The sequence below is a fragment of the Polaribacter sp. OB-PA-B3 genome, assembly GCF_054589375.1.
The window spans coordinates 98,638-117,906 of sequence record NZ_BAAIIX010000007.1; the positions used below are offsets into that span (position 1 = coordinate 98,638).

A 19,269-nucleotide genomic window follows, 5' to 3' on the forward strand; every position below is an offset into this window, starting at 1 on the left:
CAAAATTAAAAGGATGTCGTTTCAATCCTTAACGCGCTTACTCATTATCATTAAAAACGCTATCAATAACCGCTTTATGACGTTTTTTAAATCTTGTACTAGAACCTGCTGCTGGTACTGCATAATATTTACGAGAACGTACATTTAATTTTACCAAATCAAAACGTTCTAACATAAAGCTCCATGCTCCCATGTTTCTTGGTTCTTCTTGTGCCCAAACATAATTTTCTACGTTTGGATATCTATCTATTACTTTTTGTAATTTATCTAAATGTAAAGGAAATAATTGTTCTATTCTAACAAGAGCAACATCTTCTCTACCTAATTTTTCTCTTTCTTCTAATAAGTCATAGTAGAATTTACCCATACAGAAAACTAATTTCTTAACGTTTTTAGGGTTTAAAGTATCATCTATTACTTCCTGGAATTCACCAGTAGCTAACTCTTCTATAGTGTTGATTGCTTTCGGATGTCTTAATAAACTCTTTGGCGTAAATACAATTAACGGCTTTCTAAAGTCACGTTTCATTTGCCTACGCAATAAATGATAAAAATTTGCAGGTGTTGTACAATTTGCAACCGTCATGTTATCTTCTGCACACAATTGTAAGTAACGTTCTATTCTTGCAGATGAATGTTCAGATCCTTGTCCTTCATAACCGTGTGGTAGTAAAACAACAATTCCGTTTTGTAACTTCCACTTATCTTCTGCTGCAGAAATATATTGATCAAACATAATTTGAGCTCCGTTCGAAAAATCTCCAAACTGAGCTTCCCAAATTGTAAGTGTATTAGGATTTGCCATGGCATAACCATAATCGAAACCTAAAACTCCGTATTCAGATAATAAAGAGTTGTAAATATACATTTGCCCTTTATTCTCTGGGTTTGTATTTAAAAGATTAATTCTTTCTTCTGTAATTTCATCTCTTAAAATAGCGTGTCTATGAGAAAAAGTTCCTCTTTCTACATCTTGACCAGAAATTCTGACATTAAAACCTTCTTCCATTAAAGATCCATACGCTAAGTTTTCTGCCATACCCCAATCTAATTCATTGGTTTCAAAAGCCATTTTAGCTCTACCTTGCAATATACGTTCTGCTTTTCTTAAAAACTTAACGCCTTCTGGTACCGTAGAAACTACTTTCGCAATATGTTTAAGTTGCTCTGCTTTATAACTTGTATCTACAGGCTCTAACATTGTAGTTAAATCTTCTCTATCAAAACCTTCCCAAGTAGATTGCATAAATTCTTTTACCTTAGAAGTTTTATCTTCTTTAGATAAATCGAATTCGCGCTCTAACATTCCTTTAAACTCAGAAGTTATTTCTGCTAAATAACCTTTATCTATACTACCTTCTTGAATTAACTTATCAGCATATATATCTTTAACATTTTTATGCTTAGATATTGCTTTGTATAATTTAGGTTGTGTAAATCGAGGTTCGTCTCCTTCGTTATGCCCATATTTTCTATAACCTAATAGGTCAATAAAAATATCGGTCTTAAACTTCATTCTAAATTCTAAAGCCATTTGCATTGCATGACAAACTGCTTCTGTATCATCTGCATTTACGTGTAAAACTGGTGATAAAGTAACTTTACCTACATCTGTACAATATGTACTAGAACGTGCATCTAAATAATTTGTAGTAAAACCAACTTGGTTATTTACTACAATATGAATTGTACCTCCTGTTTTGTATCCATTTAGTTTTGCCATTTGAACAATTTCATAAGCAATACCTTGACCAGCAATTGCTGCGTCACCATGAATAACGATTGGTAAAATTTTACTAGAATCTCCGTTGTATTTTCTATCAATTTTAGCTCTTGTAATACCCTCTGCTACTGCTGCAACAGTTTCTAAATGCGAAGGATTAGGAACTAAATTCATTTTTATTTCATTACCATCTCTGTAAGTTTTACTTAAAGTTAAACCTAAGTGGTATTTTACATCTCCATCAATATCATCATCTTCAAAATCTTTACCTTCAAACTCGCTAAATAAATCTCTAACTGGTTTTTTAAAGATATTAACCAATGTATTTAAACGACCTCTGTGTGCCATTCCTAAAACACATTCTTTAACACCAAAAGTTTCTGCTGCTTCTCTTAATGCAACACTAATACCTGGTATTAAAGCTTCACCTCCTTCTAAAGAAAAACGCTTTTGACCAACGTATTTAGTTTGTAAAAAACTTTCGAAAGAAACTGCTTGGTTTAATTTTGATAAGATATATTTCTTTGCATCTACAGAATACTTAGGATGATTATCGTTTTCATTCAAACGATTTTGCCACCACTTTAATTTTTCTGGATTACGCATATACATATACTCGACACCAATAGAATCGCAATAAATGCTTTTTAAGTGATTTATAATTACAGATAGTTTTACTCTACCTAAACCTAATACATCTCCTGCAGAAAACTCTTTGTCTAAATCGTTTTCGGTTAATCCAAAGTTAGATAATTCTAATGTTGGCTTGTATTGCCTTCTATCTCTAACAGGATTTGTTTTAGTAAATAAATGACCTCTAGTTCTGTATCCATTTATTAAGTCTACTACTAAAAATTCTTTTTTTACATCTTGAGGAATCTCTATAGATGTTTCTTCATCAGAAAAAGAATAATTTTCATTTGCTAAATCATATCCCTGAAAAAAGCTTCTCCAACTTGGTTCTACAGAATCAGGATTAATTAAATATTGATCGTATAAATCGGCTATAAAGCCCGTATGTGCTGCGTTTAAGAACGAAAATTTGTCCATATAATAGTTTGTGCTTTATGTTTTAAGCATATTATTATAGCAAAAATACAATATTTTGAAATTAAAGAAGAATTTATTCCAAATATATTAAAATGAAAAAAAAATCATTTTTTTTTAAAATTTATTTGGTGAAGTATAAAAAAGGTGTATATTTGCACTCGCAAAACACAAATAGTGTCGCAAACTCCTCTTTAGCTCAGTTGGTTAGAGCATCTGACTGTTAATCAGAGGGTCCAAGGTTCGAGTCCTTGAAGAGGAGCAAAGTTCATAAACATTGACTGCGAAAGTAGCTCAGGGGTAGAGCATCACCTTGCCAAGGTGAGGGTCGCGGGTTCAAATCCCGTCTTTCGCTCTAATTTATGACAAAGCATACCAATGCTGAAGTGGTGGAATTGGTAGACACGCTGGACTTAAAATCCAGTGAGCAGTAATGCTCGTATGGGTTCAAGTCCCATCTTCAGTACTAAAACCGTAACATTAATTTGTTACGGTTTTTTTTATTTGTACAACAAATTGATGTTCTATCTAAGATCAAAACACATAATTCATCAAAGGACGTTAGTTCGCAAGAATCTAATTATAGGTAAATCAGTTTAAAAATAATAAACTTGAACCTCTACACATAATTCATTAAAAATCTTTTTTAATACTAAAGTAATTGAATTCTTAAATAAAAAGAAAAGTTAAACAATAAGACTAAAGTTAACATCAATGCAAAAGAGATAAATGAGTATTGATATCAAATTAAAACTCCTTGAAGAAATATTGGTTGAATTTATAATTGTTGTTTTGAAGAAAAATAAGATATTTTTTAATCCTACTACCTTTAGTTATCTTTTCTTGTAAAGACAATAAAAAAAGGAGCTGAGTGATAAACTAAAACCAATAATTTTTATCAGTATATCATTTCTTGTATATTATTTAAGATCTTTTTTTATGAATTATTCGAGTTATCTAATCTTTCCATTGAGCATTTTAGCCCAAATCTCTTTTAAATCTATTTCAAGACTTGTATAGTAGATATGTGTAGGAAACACTTCCTTTTTTAATTCCAAGTTTACATACTAGTTAATAATTAATGACTTCTCAGGGTATAAGCTAAACTAAATTATTTAATTACTTGTGTGATTTTACCTATAACAAGGAATGATAACTTTAAAAAATGAAATTACCCCATTTAAGCTCTGTATATAATGAATCTACAATACTAAATCATTTATGAAAGATTACTATTCTAGAAAGTAAGGTGACAAACAGTTTATAATTATAATATTATTGAATAGTACATTAATGTGTTTGACTTCAAAAAAAATAATAAATCCCTTTAACTTAACAAAAACAAACTAACACGATACGTGTTCGTTTTCTTTTATTCTTATTCCTTTTCTACAGGATAACAAATTCTAACAACTCTTAACGATATTGATAATTAAATAATTTGTACCCTCTTTTTTTTAGCTGAATTTAAACTTTTGATATTTACTAGTGATGTTCGATAGATTTAAAATGTTTTTTCATTATAGAGAAGTATTAATATCCATATAAACAGCAGTTTAATTAATGTAAATAAACCTATTTTATAATAAGTTTACTTTTCTAAAAAAATTATTATTTATGAAAAAAAATACTTTTAAGCTTCTAAGTTTTATTTCTATATCAGCTTTCTTAATATTACTTTTAATAAACAATACTATATTAGATGAAAGTATAAGTCATGATACTGATGAATACCATAAAGAATATGGTGAAGATTATGAAGAAACCGAGGAAGAAATTGCTTTTGAAATGGCTATGGAAAAAGATGGTCATCCAGCAGTTTTTGATCCTTCTAAACTTCAAGGTAAAGAATTAGAAGACTATAATAAACGGTTTACGAAACTAAATGCCTCAGGTTTTAAGTTTAATAGTGAGCAAGATTTTGCAGCCTATAGAAAAAAAGCTTCAAAAAATATGCTAAAATCTACATTGGCTGAAGAAGATTCTTATGCTAATAATACTTTATCTGGTTTTTGGGATCAAAAAGAATTCACCTTATTTGATAAGAGTGGTTTTAGAGCAGATGGTTCTGTTTATGACCCCGTAAATAAAGATTTTTATATTGTTTCTTTTGCGGGGCATCTTTATAAAATAGAAGAAGACGCAGAAAATCAGTGGCTTTTAAGAAATGATCAAAAAAATTTTTCAAATAATAATTTTAGACTTGCAGGTTTGCATTTTAACGGCGTTAACTTACCAAATGGTTCGTTTAGATTACTACATCAACAAAAAAACGGTGGTATGGAGTTTTCTGATGATGAAGGAAGAACATGGATAAATGCAAATGGAGCATTTTTTACAAACGGAAACAATTACAAAACTCTAGTAACAGAAACAACAACAGGCAAAAAAATTGTTGCTTTTGGTAATCAAAAAAACACAACAGGTTGGAAAGATGTAATATATATATCTGATGATTACGGTTTAAATTATCGTGAATCTAATGTTGTTGTTTACTCTCCTGCTTACGACACTAACATACTTAAGCCCTATGGCAGTAACACCATATATTATTTTGCTCTAAGAACAAGCGATAAAAGATTATCAATTTATAAAATGGAGGAAAACGACTCAGATTTTACTTTATTAAGCGAAACTTACCCTGGTTTAGACGCTGTAACTTCTTTAAAAGGTACTACTGTTAATGGCATCACTACTATTTATGTTAGTTATAATAATAACACAATTTATTACTCTACTGATTTAGGTAGTTCTTGGACAAAAACAGGAAGCACTCCTCAAGATAGAGATATAATAGACATACACCCTACTAAGCCAAACATTTGTTTTTCTGGATTTACAAGGTTAAATATTTCATTTGACTATGGTAATACTTGGGTTCATAACGGAAATAAACTACCTCCAATAAATCATGTTTGGGATTTACAACACATGAGGTCTTACGAAAAAGAAAATGGAACTTTTTTTACATTCAGTGGATTTGACTTTGGTTCTTTTTATTCCTCTACTCCAGAAAAATGGGATTCTTGGATTCCAATCAACAAGGGTACACCTGCAATGATGAGTTATGATTCAACAACTAGTGAAAAACATAATAGAATATATAGTGGAAATCAAGATAGAGGTTCTCAAAGTATTTTGGGTGATGACAAAGGGGAAGAAGGATTTGTTTCGCCTGCGTTAAGAGAAGCAAATACAGACGTTTTGAGAGTGGCTACAGCAAAAGGCGGCGAATCTGCATGGTATTGGTATTATTATGGTACAATTGGAAGAAGTTCTGTAGTTGATGGTGGCAATATTAATACAGTTTCTAAAAAAGATTTTTACGATAACTGGACAGCTACAATGATGGTTGCCTCTCCAAATATTACAGAAGATGCTGTATACATTCCTTGGGGAGATCAATTACATAAAATCTCATATGATGGAAGCAAAATCAATAGAACATTTCACCCTTTTGTTTTTCCAGAATCTATACTTAGTTTTGGCTATTCAAAAAAAAATACGAATAGATGGTATGTAGCACTAGCTTCAGGTAAACTCATGTATTCTACAGATGGAGGTAGCAGCTTTTTACAATCTAATTATTCTGGCACTTGGCCAAAAGGTAGTATCAGTACTTCTAGAAAAAGATCTCCAGCTATTGCAACAAGCCCTATAGATGAAGCAACAGTGTATTATGCAGGTGCAGGTAATAGTTTTTTAATTTCTACAGATGGAGGAAAAACATTCTCAAATCATAACGACGGATTAGATGTAGACAGAATAGTAAGTTTAGCTGCCTCTCCAAATGGCCAATATATTTTTGCTGCTTGTGTATTTGATGGTGCTTGGGTTTTTTCTGTACAACAGGACAAGTGGTTTAAAATGGAAAGCAATAAACTCCCAAAAGAAATTAGATACTCTGCAGTACAGTTCATTACAAATGAAAATTTAGTAAGATACGGAACCTATGGTAGCGGTATTTTAGACTTTAGAATTAACGAAGATTTTTCTACTATTTATGTAGCCCCAGATAATTTTAAAATTGAAGTGGTAGATGAAACCTGTGTAGGTAAAAACGGTAAATTAAAAATTGAAACAAAATTTAAACACAATTACAATGTAACCATTTCTGGTGTAAAATATAATTTCGACAACACTTTAAATGTACCAAATTTAGAACCTGGATCTTACAACATTTGCATTGGTATAGACAATACAACATATAATTATTGTACTATTTTAGAAATTAAAGAATCTAAACTTTTATCAGCTAAAACCTCTGTGAAATCTAATAAAATTAATATAAAACTAAAATCTGGAACTGCACCATATACAGTTTACATAAACACTATTAAAGTATTAGAAACGCATAGTACATCTTTTAGCTTACCTGTAAAAGAAGGCGATTTTGTTCAAGTAGCATCAAAAGCATCTTGCGAAGGAAAAATCACAAAAACTATTGGCGAAACAATTAAACTAAAGGCATTTCCAAACCCTACAGACAACTTTTTTGAAGTTCCAGTTCTTGTAACTGATAAACAAATCACTATAGAGTTATACTCTCTAGAATCTGGTCTAATATTAAAAAAACAATATCCAGTAATTAACAATAAAGTAAGGGTTAGCGTTAAAAACATAGCTTCTGGAGTTTATTTTGCAAGATTAAATTTAGAAAAGCCGAAAACAATTAAAATCATAAAAAAATAAATATGAGAAAATTATTATATATTTTTATTTGTAGCATGATATATTCATCTTGTTCTAAAAATGATGATGGTGATTTAAACCCAAGTACAGATAGTATTCCTTCTGCTCCTTCTTTAGTATATCCTGCGCAAAACCAATTGTGTATAGATAATACGCTTGAATTTAAATGGAACACATCAACAAATGATGATGGAAGCTCTGTAGTCTATATTTTTGAAATTGCAGCAGACAATCAATTCTCAACTACTATCGTATCTGAAGTGCAAACTTCTTTGTCAAAAATTGTAACTCTTGATAAGGGACTTGCATATTACTGGAGAGTAAAAGCAAAAAGCAGCAAAGGTATTGAAAGTGATTATTCAAACATTTCTCAATTCTACACAGAAGAAATCCCCAATAGTAACAACTTACCTTTTTCTCCTGATAATGTTACTCCTTTTGTTGGACAAAATTTTGACGGAATAAATACTTTAGACCTGCAATGGACAGCTTCTGATGTAGATAATGATCCTTTAAAGTATGATGTCTATTTTGGTAAAAATAAAAACGATCTTAAATTAATGTTAGAGAATACAGAGCAAACTTTATTAACTGTAATTGCCGACTCCCCTCAAACTACTTACTATTGGCAAGTAACCGTTAAAGATGATAAAGGTGGAGAAACCAATAGCCCAATATGGAATTTTAAAGTAAATAATTTTTAAATTTATTATTTGGATTTTTTGTTAATTAAACACCCTTATCTTATCGACAATAACTAAAATAAGGGTGTTTTTAGGATAATTACTACAACGTATGACATTTGTATTACTCTGTTTTATTAACCTTAAGATATTTAATAGTTAAAGCCTCATCAACCACATGCCCTGTAGTTTCATCATGATCGTGAAGATTAGCACCCTTAATTAAAACAGCTTTTCCGTTTACTAAAAATTGACTATTTTTAACTTTGTTTTTTATAATCGTATAAAAGTGTAACCTCTAGTTTTCTTTTTTTACAATAGATTGTTTTGTATTTTTCAGCTCTATACCATGCTAAATGCCTCATCTTTATAATTATTTATCAAACCACTACCTACTCTAAAATCATTAATTGCAATTGGGTGGTCTGCTCTTAGATATATATCTCTTTCTATGCTACTTAGTCTCCAAAATCTAGATTTTCGATATAACTCGTGTCAGACCAACGTAAAACTTTTAATGCAATCAGATTTTTTCCTGACTTAATATATTTAGAAATATGAAACTTAGCTAGGGTTTTACTTCTTTTAGAGTAACCTACTTTTTATCCATTTATATATCCGTATATAGCTGCACTTACACCAGCAAAATGCAAATAAACTTCTTTATTTTTCTAGTTCTTGGAGATTTAAAAATCATGTTTATATCTTCCTACATTGTTTATTTTATAAGGAATAGATGGTAGGTTTTTTGGAAAAACATAAACAACATTAGTATAGATAGACACTAAAACCTTTTAATTCTCAGTTAGAAGATACAGAAGTGGTATCCCAACTACCTATCTTAAAGTGTCCTCTTTATAAAAATCTTCTAGTCTTACTTGAACGCTATCTGAGTTATAAAAATTCCAAGCACCGTTTAAAAGCTCATAATTTAAAGATAGTTTCCAGTTTGTATCAAGAATTACATTATTTAAGTTGTCGTAATTGTAAAAAGTAGCTTTTGGAAATTCTCTATTTATTTGAAATATTTCTAGATTTCCCCATTCTGGGTTCACCCATACTTTTGCAGTATATTTAGGATTAAATTTGGTCTCTTGATTACAAGAACTAATTAGTAAAACCAACAAGAATATTTGTAAAAATAACTTTACAATATGAACATTATAATCGTTTATTAAAAAAAACAGATATATAAATACATCTGTTTTTTGTCAAAGTTTATCAAGTAAACTCGATAGTAAAAATGTAGTTATTATTATCGGACAAATAATTTTTTAGAAGCAATTAATCCTCTATCATCCGTAATTTTTACCATATACATTCCCCTTGATAAAGAAGAAATATCAAACTGATTTGTACCAACGTTAAGAGCATTTATTTGTTTACCTAAAACATTATAAATAGAAACCTCTTTTATAATAGTATTATTAAAGCTATTTATTTTAAAAATGTTACTTGCAGGATTAGGAGATAAAGAGATATTATTAGTCAACTCAAAGTTTGATATACTTAGTGGATTACTATCTAAAATTTTGATTTCATCAATATATAAAAAGGTATCTGTATCGTTTAGAATTTGTCCACCTTCAACAATACTTGCATCAGCTATATCTGGATGAAATACTAATTTAAAGAGTGTACCGCCTGTAAAACTTGTAGCTGTCTGGCTATCGACAATTGGAATTACAATTTGTTCCCATTGAGCTTCTCCTGAATGTAAAGTTGAAGGTCTTATAATACCTCCATTAGTTCCGTTATTATCGTCAGATATTGCGTTAAATCTTACAGCTAAATCAGTTTTAGGGCCATAAACCATAAAACTCAAAAACTTTGTTTCAGTATCTGAAATGGCAATATCTGCAACATCGATGCCTGCAAAAACCCACCACTGTGCGGCGTTTCTACCAATTTTTAAAACTTTTGCAGTAGTATTATCTCCGCTAGCATTTGGGTTATCTACAATTTCGGTGGTAATACCTCCACCTACATTTGTTAGCGCGTCATCTGTTGTACCGTTTTCAAAGTCATTAATTGTAGTCTGCCCAAACATTAAGTTTACTGAACTAATTAATAAAATGAATAAATAAGTAATTTTTAGTTTCATAATAAAGTATTTAGTTAAAATTGTTTTACATAAAACTACCTATTTAAACTAACTAAAAAATGGACTTAAATTAGTAAAACATAAACATAATTACTTTTTAACTCACTTCATTTTCCATACTCTAATATAATCTACTTTAGCTTCTGTAAACTCTCCTATATTTCTTTCTGAGAAATTAGTATTTTCAGCACCTCCAAAACTTGCGCCTGTAGATAACCAAAGAAATTCTTCTACTTGTGGTACCCATATACCTTGATAACGTGTTTTAAATTGCCCATCATAATAAACTTCTAACTTATCTTCATTCCAAAGTAATCCAAAAGTATGGTAACCAGAGTGAATATTAGGAGTTTCATAACGTCTTGTATTTGCTTTATGGCTTTGTCCATAGCCATCTATATGTACGACACTTTTTGTATAATCACCAATCCAAGCAGATTCAAAAACATCTATTTCTGCACCGTCATTGCCTGTACCATCTATATTTCCCATATTATCTCCTTGCAGCCATAGAGCGGTATGAGTTCCAAAAAAGGTTTCTGCAATTTTTATTTTAGCTTCTATATAACCGTATTTGAATTCAAATAAATTGTTTGTAAAAACACCTCCACAATGCAGTATATCTTTAGCTACTTTTTCGCTTTTTAAAACTAAGTTTCCATCTTTACAAATTACATTTTCTGGTTTCCAAAACCATTGATTTACACCTATTCCAGGACGTGCAGCTCTACTTTTTATTGAGTTATTTTTAGTCCATTTAGTAGGTTCGTATTTATCAAAATTGTCCTCAAATATTAAAATCCAATTACTTGTATTTACCGAATTTAGAAATGGTTTAATAGCTGTAACTGTATCATCATCTAAATCATTAAATTTTTCATCATCAGGTGATGTAGAATTACCCTCTGTGCAGGTAACAAATACAAAAGCGAATAAAAAAACACTAAAATAAAAGAGACTGCTTTGAATATTATATTTGTTATACATTATATTTTTTTAGGTCATATATTATTATTGATAAATATCTTTTGCAGAGAAATTAGATTGTTTTCCCTTTAATTTTAAAGAGTTTACATCTTCTATAGTTATTGCGTTTGAAGGATTAAAAGAACTGCTTTTCATATAATTTATAACACTGTGTTTTAACTGTCTAGCAACAGGTCTTTTATTTAAATTTGAAGTTAAGTCGATAGAAGAAAACACTAATAGACCTTTACCAACTTTAGCTTCGAATAAATTGGTTAAGTGGTGATTAGTTACAAAATTATCTATTACCCTTACTAAAGGTTTAGCATTAATGGCGTCTACAACAATTGATTTTGAATTGATACATAAATCCCACCATTGCCAGTTACTGTAAGAATCTGTTGGGAATTTTCTAAATGCAGGGTGTTTTTCATCTAACAATACTCCCATTGTTGCTGGTTGATTTGGAAAGTGAACAGGACTCCAAAATACAGGAACAAAACGACCTGTAATTCCCTTTAAAGATTTTGGTTTTGGATTTAAAAACACCTTTTTTCCTTTTTTTAATGCTTTTTCGGCTACAGCTATAGATGTGGTAAAAACGATATCATCATCTGTAATAGAAGGGTTTTTAGGATATACCCAAATATTCCAACTATTCTTATATTTCGTATTATTTACACTAACTGTTATGGTTAGCTTTTTAGCCTGATTAATTTTAATAGTATGGACAATTTTACCTAAATCGGTATTGTTGCCTATCATTAAATTTACATCTGTTAAAGATCCTTTTTTCACTATATTTTTGGCTTCATCTGTAATAACCCAATCTATAGTCTTATTTTTTAACTCTTTATAAAAATTAGCAATTTCTATAGAAGCTTCTAATGTCTCTCCATTTTCATAAACTGCTTTTTCAAATCGAATTAACGGAACTAACTCACTATTAAATTGACTAAATTCTTCTGCAGAAATTACACCTTTAGATTCCCAGAATGCATTTAACAGACCTACTAAAGCTGTACCTTGACCCGGAAAATCTTGCAATTGCAATAATTGAAAACCATCAAAACTTGGTGTTTTTAGTGCGCGTTCTATTTCTTCTTTGTATAATAATGCCGCTAATTTTCCTGAAGCATACGTAAAATCTGGCGCTAAATCTAAAAGTCCTTTTTTCTCTAAATCATTTTTTACAGCTATAAAATTTAATGGTTTTAATACTCCTGTGTACTTTTTAATTTCACTCATATCTGGGTATACAGAATACTGACCTATTTCGTGGGATATTAAAGGTACGTTTATATGACCTGCTCCTGATGTATAATCCGCATTAAAGTGAGGTGCTTTTGCATTAAAAATACCTTGACCTCTAATCCATCCTTTATCTGTCCATTGTGCTATAAAAAACTCATCTTCTTTTTCTGGTCTTGTACCGGTTGGTTGTTGAAATGAAAATGCAGTAGTTGCATATAAATGTCTATTATCTTTAGGTTTTAAATCTGCAACCATATCATTTAAAACACTTATATCTCCTTGCAATTCGTTACCCAAAGCCATAAAAATAAATGAAGGATGATTTCCGTAATCTTTAATTATTTTATCTGCTTCTTCTTTTAAAAACTTGGTTGTGTTTTTGTCTTCACCAACTTTTAAACTCCAATGAGGCAATTCTACTTGCACATAAAAACCTGCTTCATCTGCTGCTTCAAATGCCGATTTTGGTGGACACCATGAATGAAAACGTAAGTGATTTAATCCATAATCTTTGGCTTGCTTTATTAATGTAGCCCATTCTTCTTTTTTTGTAGGTGGATGACCTGTTAAAGGAAAAATTACACATTCTAAATTTCCTCTTAAGAAAATTCGTTTATCATTTAATAACAAATCTCCATCCTTACTACTCACAAACTTATAACCAAATCTTGCACTAGCTTTACCTGTATTGGTAACTACCTCAACATCATAAAGCTTAGGATTAAATTCGTTCCATAACTCTAAATCGTTAGGTTTATTTATATCTAATACAAACTCATTACCTTCTGTTTTAATGGCTTTTACTTTATTATTATACACCTCTACACCATCCGTAGATTTTATAATAAGACTTACAAACTCTCCAACTTGACTCGGTTGCGTAAATGTTACTTTCAATTTATTCAGTTCTGCATTTGGGTAGATTTGAATGTTTTCTGGTTCGTTTTTATCATGAGAAACTAACTTCATATCCCCTAAAATACCATTCCATTTTATTTGCGTATGGTTAGTGTAGGCATGAGCCATATCTTGGTTAACCTTAATTGGATACATTGTACCTGCAACATTAATTAATGGAAACTTATTCGAATTGTCTATACATATTGTAAGCAAATGTTTTCCTGGGGTTAAGTTATTTGTTAGATTATAATTGTGACTACCTACAAGACTATTTGCACTTCCTATCAATCTTCCATCTACATAAACTGTTGATTCCCATATTATGCGCTCTAAACCTAATTGAATATTTTTATTTTTCCAAGAAGTTGGAATTTCTATTTCTTTTTGATACCATGCTTTACCAATATATTGATGTTTTCTAGTTAAATTAGACATTACATAATTGTTAATAGCAGGCTTTAGGGTATCTGGTGTTCCTATTTTTGCACCATCTAAAGTGTTTGGTAAGTTTATAGAAGTTCCTGTAAATTTGTCTTTGGCCCAACCTAGTGAATTACCAATATTTGTTGAATCTAACTTTACTTGCCATTGACCAGAAAGATCTATCTTATGCATCTTGGAAGTGCAAGAACTTAAAATTAAAAGCGCTATTATAATTGTAATGTGGAGTATTTTTCTCATGTGTTTTTCAGTTTTTTAAGTACTGCTTAAATCGTGTTTTTAAATTTTTGACTATTAATAAAATCATGGCACGCACTCTTAACATGCCCATTAAGATTATGTCTTTTTAATAGCTCTTCAACTGCTATTTGAAATGGTTTTCTATCTTTAAAATAAAGCGTATAATTTATACACATTAAAGATAACTGCCAATCTTGATTGCTACTCATACAATATTTATTTAAAACTTCTATCGCCTTATTATTTTTATCAAATTTTTGATATGGTAAAGCAGAAATCGTTATTGAAACTGGCGGGTAATTATCTAAAAGAGCTCTATTTAATTGCTTTTGACAAGATTGTAAAGAAGCATAATATGTAGAATACGTATTTCAAAACAATCTATTTCTCTAATATTTCACTCAATTTTGCCTTCATTTTATCAACAATTTCTGGATATTTTAAAGCTAAATTATTTTCTTCTGATGGATCTTCATCTAAATTAAATAATTGCACTTCTTCTCTAAATCCTGGATCTACAAATTTTTGTACAATCCAATTAGGTACAGGTTTCTTTTTAGGTTTTATGTATTTCCACTTCCCCATTCTTAAGCCGTAAGTATATGCCTCTTCTAATAAAAATTTACGTCCTTTATTAGATTTACCTAGCCATGACTTTAAAAAATTTTGACTATCTGGAGCCGCATCTTTTTCAACATCTTGCTTTACTAAACAAGCCAGAGATTTATACAAATCTACTTGAGATAACAATGCAGAACTTGTACCTGGTTTTACTTCTTTTGGCCAATGCACTATTGTTGGCATTCTAGTTCCTGCTTCATAAACAGAATATTTACTTCCTCTAAAAATACCTCCTGGCTTATGCTCTCCAACTAGTTCTCTAGCATAATCAATATACCCATCATCTAAAATAGGTCCGTTATCACTAGTAAAAATGATTAACGTATTTTCTAAAAGATTTTGTTCTTTTAAACTTTCTGTAATTTGACCCACACACCAATCCATTTGAGCGATAACATCTCCACGAGGTCCCATGGTACTGCTTTCTACAAACTTTTTATTGGCTACTCTTGGTTGATGAATATCATGCAAAGAAAAATATAAAAAGAATGGTTTTTCTTTATGATCTTCTATAAAACTTTTAGCGGTTTTAGTTAATACAAAAGGAAAATCTTCATCAATCCAAAGTGCATCTTTTCCGCCTTTCATATAACCAATTCTACTAATTCCATTAATTACAGCTCCTTGATGATAAGGATCAGTATGTTGTTTTAATAATTCTGGATGTTTAAATCCCCATGGATAACCTTCAATTCTAGTGCCATAACTTACAGTTATTGGGTCGTTACTATTTAAACCAACAACTTCTTGGTTTTCAAGAAACACACAAGGTACTCTATCTCCAGTTGCAGGAATTAAAAAACTATAATCAAAACCAACTTCTTTTGGCCCTATAGGAATACGCTTGTTCCAGTCTATTTTTCCTTTACCCAAACCTAAGTGCCATTTACCAACTACACCTGTTGTATACCCTGCTTTTTGCAACATTTTTGGTAATGTCTCTTTTTTGGTATCTATTATTAAGGGAGCATCACCCTCTAAAATAGCAGCATTACTTCTAAAAGCGTAACTACCTGTTAATAAAGAATAACGAGATGGTGTACAAGTTGCTGATGAACTATGTGCATCAGTAAGAATTAAACCGTTTTTTGCTAAAGTATCAATATAAGGTGTTTCTACACCTATTGCACCATTTACTCCAATATCACCAAAACCTAAATCATCTACATAAATAATGACAATATTGGTTTTATTCTTTTGAGAAAAAACAGTATTATTTACTCCCGTAAAGAAGAAAATAATACTGTAATAAATTAAAAATTTAAAGTTCATAAAGTTTAAATAATATTATGATACACCTATCAATTGCGCATGAATATTTGCCGGTATATGTGATAGGTTTGTATGTTTTACTTTATCGAAAGCTTCAATAGCCTCGGCATCATTACCTTTACCTAACTGACCAAGACCAATTAAATAGTTACAATGTATTTTATTGATAACATTTAAGTCTTCTTCCCATATTAACAAATCTGGTAGTGAAATGGCAAAGTAATCTAACTTTACATTATCATTCATGTGCTCTGTACCATAGTTTAAGAGGTTATCGAATCTCTTTTCTGCTTTTTTAGATTTTCCTAATTTTTGTAGAGCTAAACCTTGGTAGAAAATTTTATCTGGTTGTTGATCGTTATAAAATATTGCAGGACTTGGATCACTTAACCCTTCTGAGGCTAGTTGAAAATATGCTTTTGCTTTATCTGTATCTCCTAAACCTTCATAAGCGCAACCTAACCAATAATCAATATCATTTTCAACTGTGCCATGCAATTTACCTTCTCCTAAATTATGAGGATACGTTTTTGCCGCAATTAGCAACTCAATTGCATATTCAAAATTCTTTGCATTGATATTTTTCTTAGCAAGTTCTGTATAACAAGTCAAATATTGAAATGGCACTTTACCTTCTCCCCCTTCCCAAGGATGAAACTGACGGTTTTCTATCAATTCTTTGGCTTTTTCAAAATCACCTTTTAAATTGTATAGTGAAATACGCTCCAAATATAAATCGTCTCTAGAATTGGTTAAATCTAAATATTGCTCTAAAAGAGACAAACGCTTGTCTGTAGAAACATTTATTTTCTTATACAATTGATCCAACTCCATTAACAATCTAGCATCTGTATTATCAAGCTGAAAAGCTTTTTCTAAATGCTGTACTGCCAACTCTTTCTGATTGGTTTTATTGTAATACAATAGCGCTAAATTACGATGAATGATTGCAAAACGGTCATCTAACTTCACTGATGTTTCCCAACATTCTTGCGCTTCTACATATTGTCTATTTGCATACCAAAAGTTACCTACATAGTAAAATGCTTTGGCATCAGTAGGGTTTGCTTTACATGCAGCTTGTAGCGCTAATACTTCTTCTATTTTATTTGGGAAACAATATTTATCTGGCATTTGAGATGCTTTTTTGTAAGCTTCTAATGCATTTATATGATCTCCTTTTTGTTCGCAAAACCATCCCATAAAATAATACACCATAGGATAAACCTTAGTATTCACTTCTGTATGCACTTTTAATAAAGCAACAGCTTCATCAAACTGACCTGCAGAGGCATAATCTAAAGAAAACTCAATATAATTATGCGCATTATTTCTTAAGATATGTTTAAGAACATCTAAATCTTCTTGTTTTTTGGATAAAATATAACGTTCATACAAAACACCAAAATTAAACTTATCGATAGCTAAAGATTCGTCTATTAATTTATTAGCTGCTTCAATTTTATTCTGCTTTCTTAAAATAATAACCTTTAAATGTCTTGCTTTATGATTGTGCCAATTTTTAATTAATGCTCTATCTACAAGGTCTAACGCTTTTTCTAAATCACCTTTAGAGCAATCTATTTGAGCCAAATTAAAATAACCTGCATCTTGCCATTGTGCATTCCAACAAGCTTTAAAGAAACTAGCATAGGCTTCTTCTTTTTTACCTAAAAAATTTAAAGCCAATCCTTTATTAAAGTAAGGCTCTCCATTATAAGGATTTGGATTATGACTTGTTAACGTTTCAATAGACGTATTAAAATATTTGATAGATTTTTCTAATTGTCCTTTGCGCATATACCATAACCCCATTGCATTATTACAACGCACATCTTTTGGCGCCCTTCTTAATGCTTCTTCATAATAATCTGTGGCATTAAATGTAGCATGTCTGTACTGCTCTAAATGTAAACCTCTTAGATATAAACCTTCAACAGTATCTATATCTTTAGGGTCTTTTGCTGCTTTAGCTGGCTCTGGAATTTCTTCCGATAAACCTTTATCTGGTTCCCACGAAACCAATACTTGCCCAGTTGCCTCGTTTACTGAAATTTGTAAATCATCAAAAGTATTACTTCCAATTTCTATAAATTTTTCAAAACCTACTTCTGGAGAAAGGTTTAAAACTTCTTCGTGCAATAAGGTATCATTTGCTTTTAAAGTGATTACACAGTTATTATAAGTAGACGTAACATAAACTTTCACTAAAGCCTTACCATCAACCATTTCTAAATTTACTAAAGCTTCTTTGGTTGCATTTTTTACTACACCTACATTATAATAAGGCATAAAGTATTGCTTAAAACTTTTTTCTTCATAAGGATGCATCCAAGAGAAATCTGGCTGATTATCTGTATAAACACCACACATTAATTCGATATAAGGACCATCTGCATCTGTTAAATTTCTATCCCATGCTTTGCCAAATTCTCCATTACCCCAAGTCCATTGTTTTTTCCCTGGAGATACATTATGGTCTGCAACATGTAATAATCCTCCTTTTGAATCATTTTCATAACCACCAACAAAATCATATTTAGACGTAATTGCCATGTAACTTGTTGGCACTGGAATGTTCTTATATCTAGAAATATCTGTACCTGGCGCGTAATCTACTTTGTAGTATTCTCCTCTTGCAATTGGAAATTCAGAAACATCACGTTTTCCATGATCAAAAACAGCATTTACATCTGGTGGAAATACAGACTGATAATGATCGTTAACTGCTACAGCAGGGTTTGCCCACCATAAAAAAGTCTGTGGATGAGGGGTTCTGTTGTACAAATGAGCTTTAATTTCTATATAAGCTTTATCTGGATGTAAAGTAAAACCTGCCATACCTTTTGTACGGAACATACGTTCTAATTCGTTTACCCAAATAGTTTTACTACCATCTTTATTATCTTCTATATAAAAATCTGTTGGATCGTAAGTACTTGGTCTATGGTGTTGTGGCCAGTTAAATTCTATTCCTCCAGAAATCCAAGGACCAGTTAAACCCACAAGTGCTGGTTTTATTACATGGTTATAATATACAAAGTCACGTTTACGAATTTTATCATAAGCTCTTTGAATTCTTCCACCTAAAGCAGGTAAAATCATTAATTTTATATAATCATTTTCTATAAAAATAGCATCCCATTCTTTATCTACTTTTGTATCGCTAATTTTTTCTATTACAGGATGTGGATATACTGCTCCACTACTTGCTTGATATACTCTTTTTTCTAAAAAAACAGGATATTTTTCTGGAGTCCCAACTTCATAAGTAGGAATAATCACTTTCTCCTCCCAGGCTTTTACAGTTCTCATATGACTTTGTT

General features: G+C 30.8%; 11 protein-coding genes, 3 tRNA genes and 1 pseudogene. 5 read left to right on the plus strand and 10 right to left on the minus strand.

Annotation, left to right across the window (positions count from 1 at the left end; genetic code table 11):
* Positions 1 to 37: 37 nt before the first annotated feature.
* Positions 38 to 2,773 carry a 2-oxoglutarate dehydrogenase E1 component gene (locus ACYPV9_RS12665; RefSeq protein ID WP_299063286.1) on the minus strand — a complete coding sequence of 912 codons (2,736 nt, stop codon included), beginning with the start codon at positions 2,771 to 2,773 and terminating at the stop codon, positions 38 to 40.
* Between the two features lie 185 nt (positions 2,774 to 2,958).
* On the opposite strand from ACYPV9_RS12665, the gene ACYPV9_RS12670 reads away from it, so the two are divergent.
* The 5 genes from ACYPV9_RS12670 to ACYPV9_RS12690 all read left to right on the plus strand — a co-directional run bounded on the left by ACYPV9_RS12670 (position 2,959) and on the right by ACYPV9_RS12690 (position 8,166).
* A tRNA-Asn gene (locus ACYPV9_RS12670) sits at positions 2,959 to 3,032 on the plus strand.
* A gap of 21 nt (positions 3,033 to 3,053) precedes the next feature.
* Positions 3,054 to 3,125, plus strand: a tRNA-Gly gene (locus ACYPV9_RS12675).
* Positions 3,126 to 3,150: 25 nt separating this feature from the next.
* Positions 3,151 to 3,236, plus strand: a tRNA-Leu gene (locus tag ACYPV9_RS12680).
* 1,151 nt (positions 3,237 to 4,387) lie between these two features.
* Positions 4,388 to 7,462 (plus strand): T9SS type A sorting domain-containing protein, encoded by a 3,075-nt coding sequence (locus tag ACYPV9_RS12685; RefSeq protein ID WP_299063283.1) that lies wholly within the window; start codon positions 4,388 to 4,390, stop codon positions 7,460 to 7,462.
* Positions 7,463 to 7,464: 2 nt separating this feature from the next.
* Positions 7,465 to 8,166, plus strand: a complete 702-nt coding sequence (locus tag ACYPV9_RS12690; protein ID WP_459744260.1) for a hypothetical protein — start codon at positions 7,465 to 7,467, stop codon at positions 8,164 to 8,166.
* A 103-nt stretch (positions 8,167 to 8,269) separates the two neighbouring features.
* On the opposite strand, the gene ACYPV9_RS12695 is transcribed toward ACYPV9_RS12690, so the two are convergent.
* The 9 genes and pseudogenes from ACYPV9_RS12695 to ACYPV9_RS12735 all read right to left on the minus strand — a co-directional run bounded on the left by ACYPV9_RS12695 (position 8,270) and on the right by ACYPV9_RS12735 (position 19,258).
* On the minus strand, positions 8,270 to 8,425 hold the full coding sequence (locus ACYPV9_RS12695) for a glycoside hydrolase family 2 TIM barrel-domain containing protein (protein WP_459744426.1): 156 nt from the start codon (positions 8,423 to 8,425) through the stop codon (positions 8,270 to 8,272).
* Positions 8,426 to 8,603: 178 nt separating this feature from the next.
* Positions 8,604 to 8,732: pseudogene (locus ACYPV9_RS12700) on the minus strand (sugar-binding domain-containing protein); the annotation flags it as partial.
* Between the two features lie 249 nt (positions 8,733 to 8,981).
* Positions 8,982 to 9,269, minus strand: coding sequence for a hypothetical protein (locus ACYPV9_RS12705; RefSeq protein WP_459744262.1), 288 nt, complete (start codon positions 9,267 to 9,269; stop codon positions 8,982 to 8,984).
* 131 nt (positions 9,270 to 9,400) lie between these two features.
* Positions 9,401 to 10,249, minus strand: a complete 849-nt coding sequence (locus ACYPV9_RS12710; protein ID WP_459744264.1) for a T9SS type A sorting domain-containing protein — start codon at positions 10,247 to 10,249, stop codon at positions 9,401 to 9,403.
* Between the two features lie 102 nt (positions 10,250 to 10,351).
* Positions 10,352 to 11,236, minus strand: a complete 885-nt coding sequence (locus ACYPV9_RS12715) for a glycoside hydrolase family 16 protein (RefSeq protein ID WP_459744265.1) — start codon at positions 11,234 to 11,236, stop codon at positions 10,352 to 10,354.
* A gap of 24 nt (positions 11,237 to 11,260) precedes the next feature.
* The gene (locus ACYPV9_RS12720) at positions 11,261 to 13,984 is read right to left on the minus strand and encodes a sugar-binding domain-containing protein (RefSeq protein ID WP_459744267.1); all 2,724 of its coding nucleotides are present in this window, start codon (positions 13,982 to 13,984) and stop codon (positions 11,261 to 11,263) included.
* A 92-nt stretch (positions 13,985 to 14,076) separates the two neighbouring features.
* Positions 14,077 to 14,259: a hypothetical protein gene (locus ACYPV9_RS12725; protein ID WP_459744270.1), complete on the minus strand. Its 183-nt coding sequence runs from the start codon at positions 14,257 to 14,259 to the stop codon at positions 14,077 to 14,079.
* A 172-nt stretch (positions 14,260 to 14,431) separates the two neighbouring features.
* Positions 14,432 to 15,943 carry a sulfatase family protein gene (locus ACYPV9_RS12730; protein WP_459744272.1) on the minus strand — a complete coding sequence of 504 codons (1,512 nt, stop codon included), beginning with the start codon at positions 15,941 to 15,943 and terminating at the stop codon, positions 14,432 to 14,434.
* Positions 15,944 to 15,958: 15 nt separating this feature from the next.
* Positions 15,959 to 19,258, minus strand: a complete 3,300-nt coding sequence (locus ACYPV9_RS12735) for a DUF5107 domain-containing protein (protein ID WP_459744275.1) — start codon at positions 19,256 to 19,258, stop codon at positions 15,959 to 15,961.
* Positions 19,259 to 19,269 lie beyond the last annotated feature (11 nt).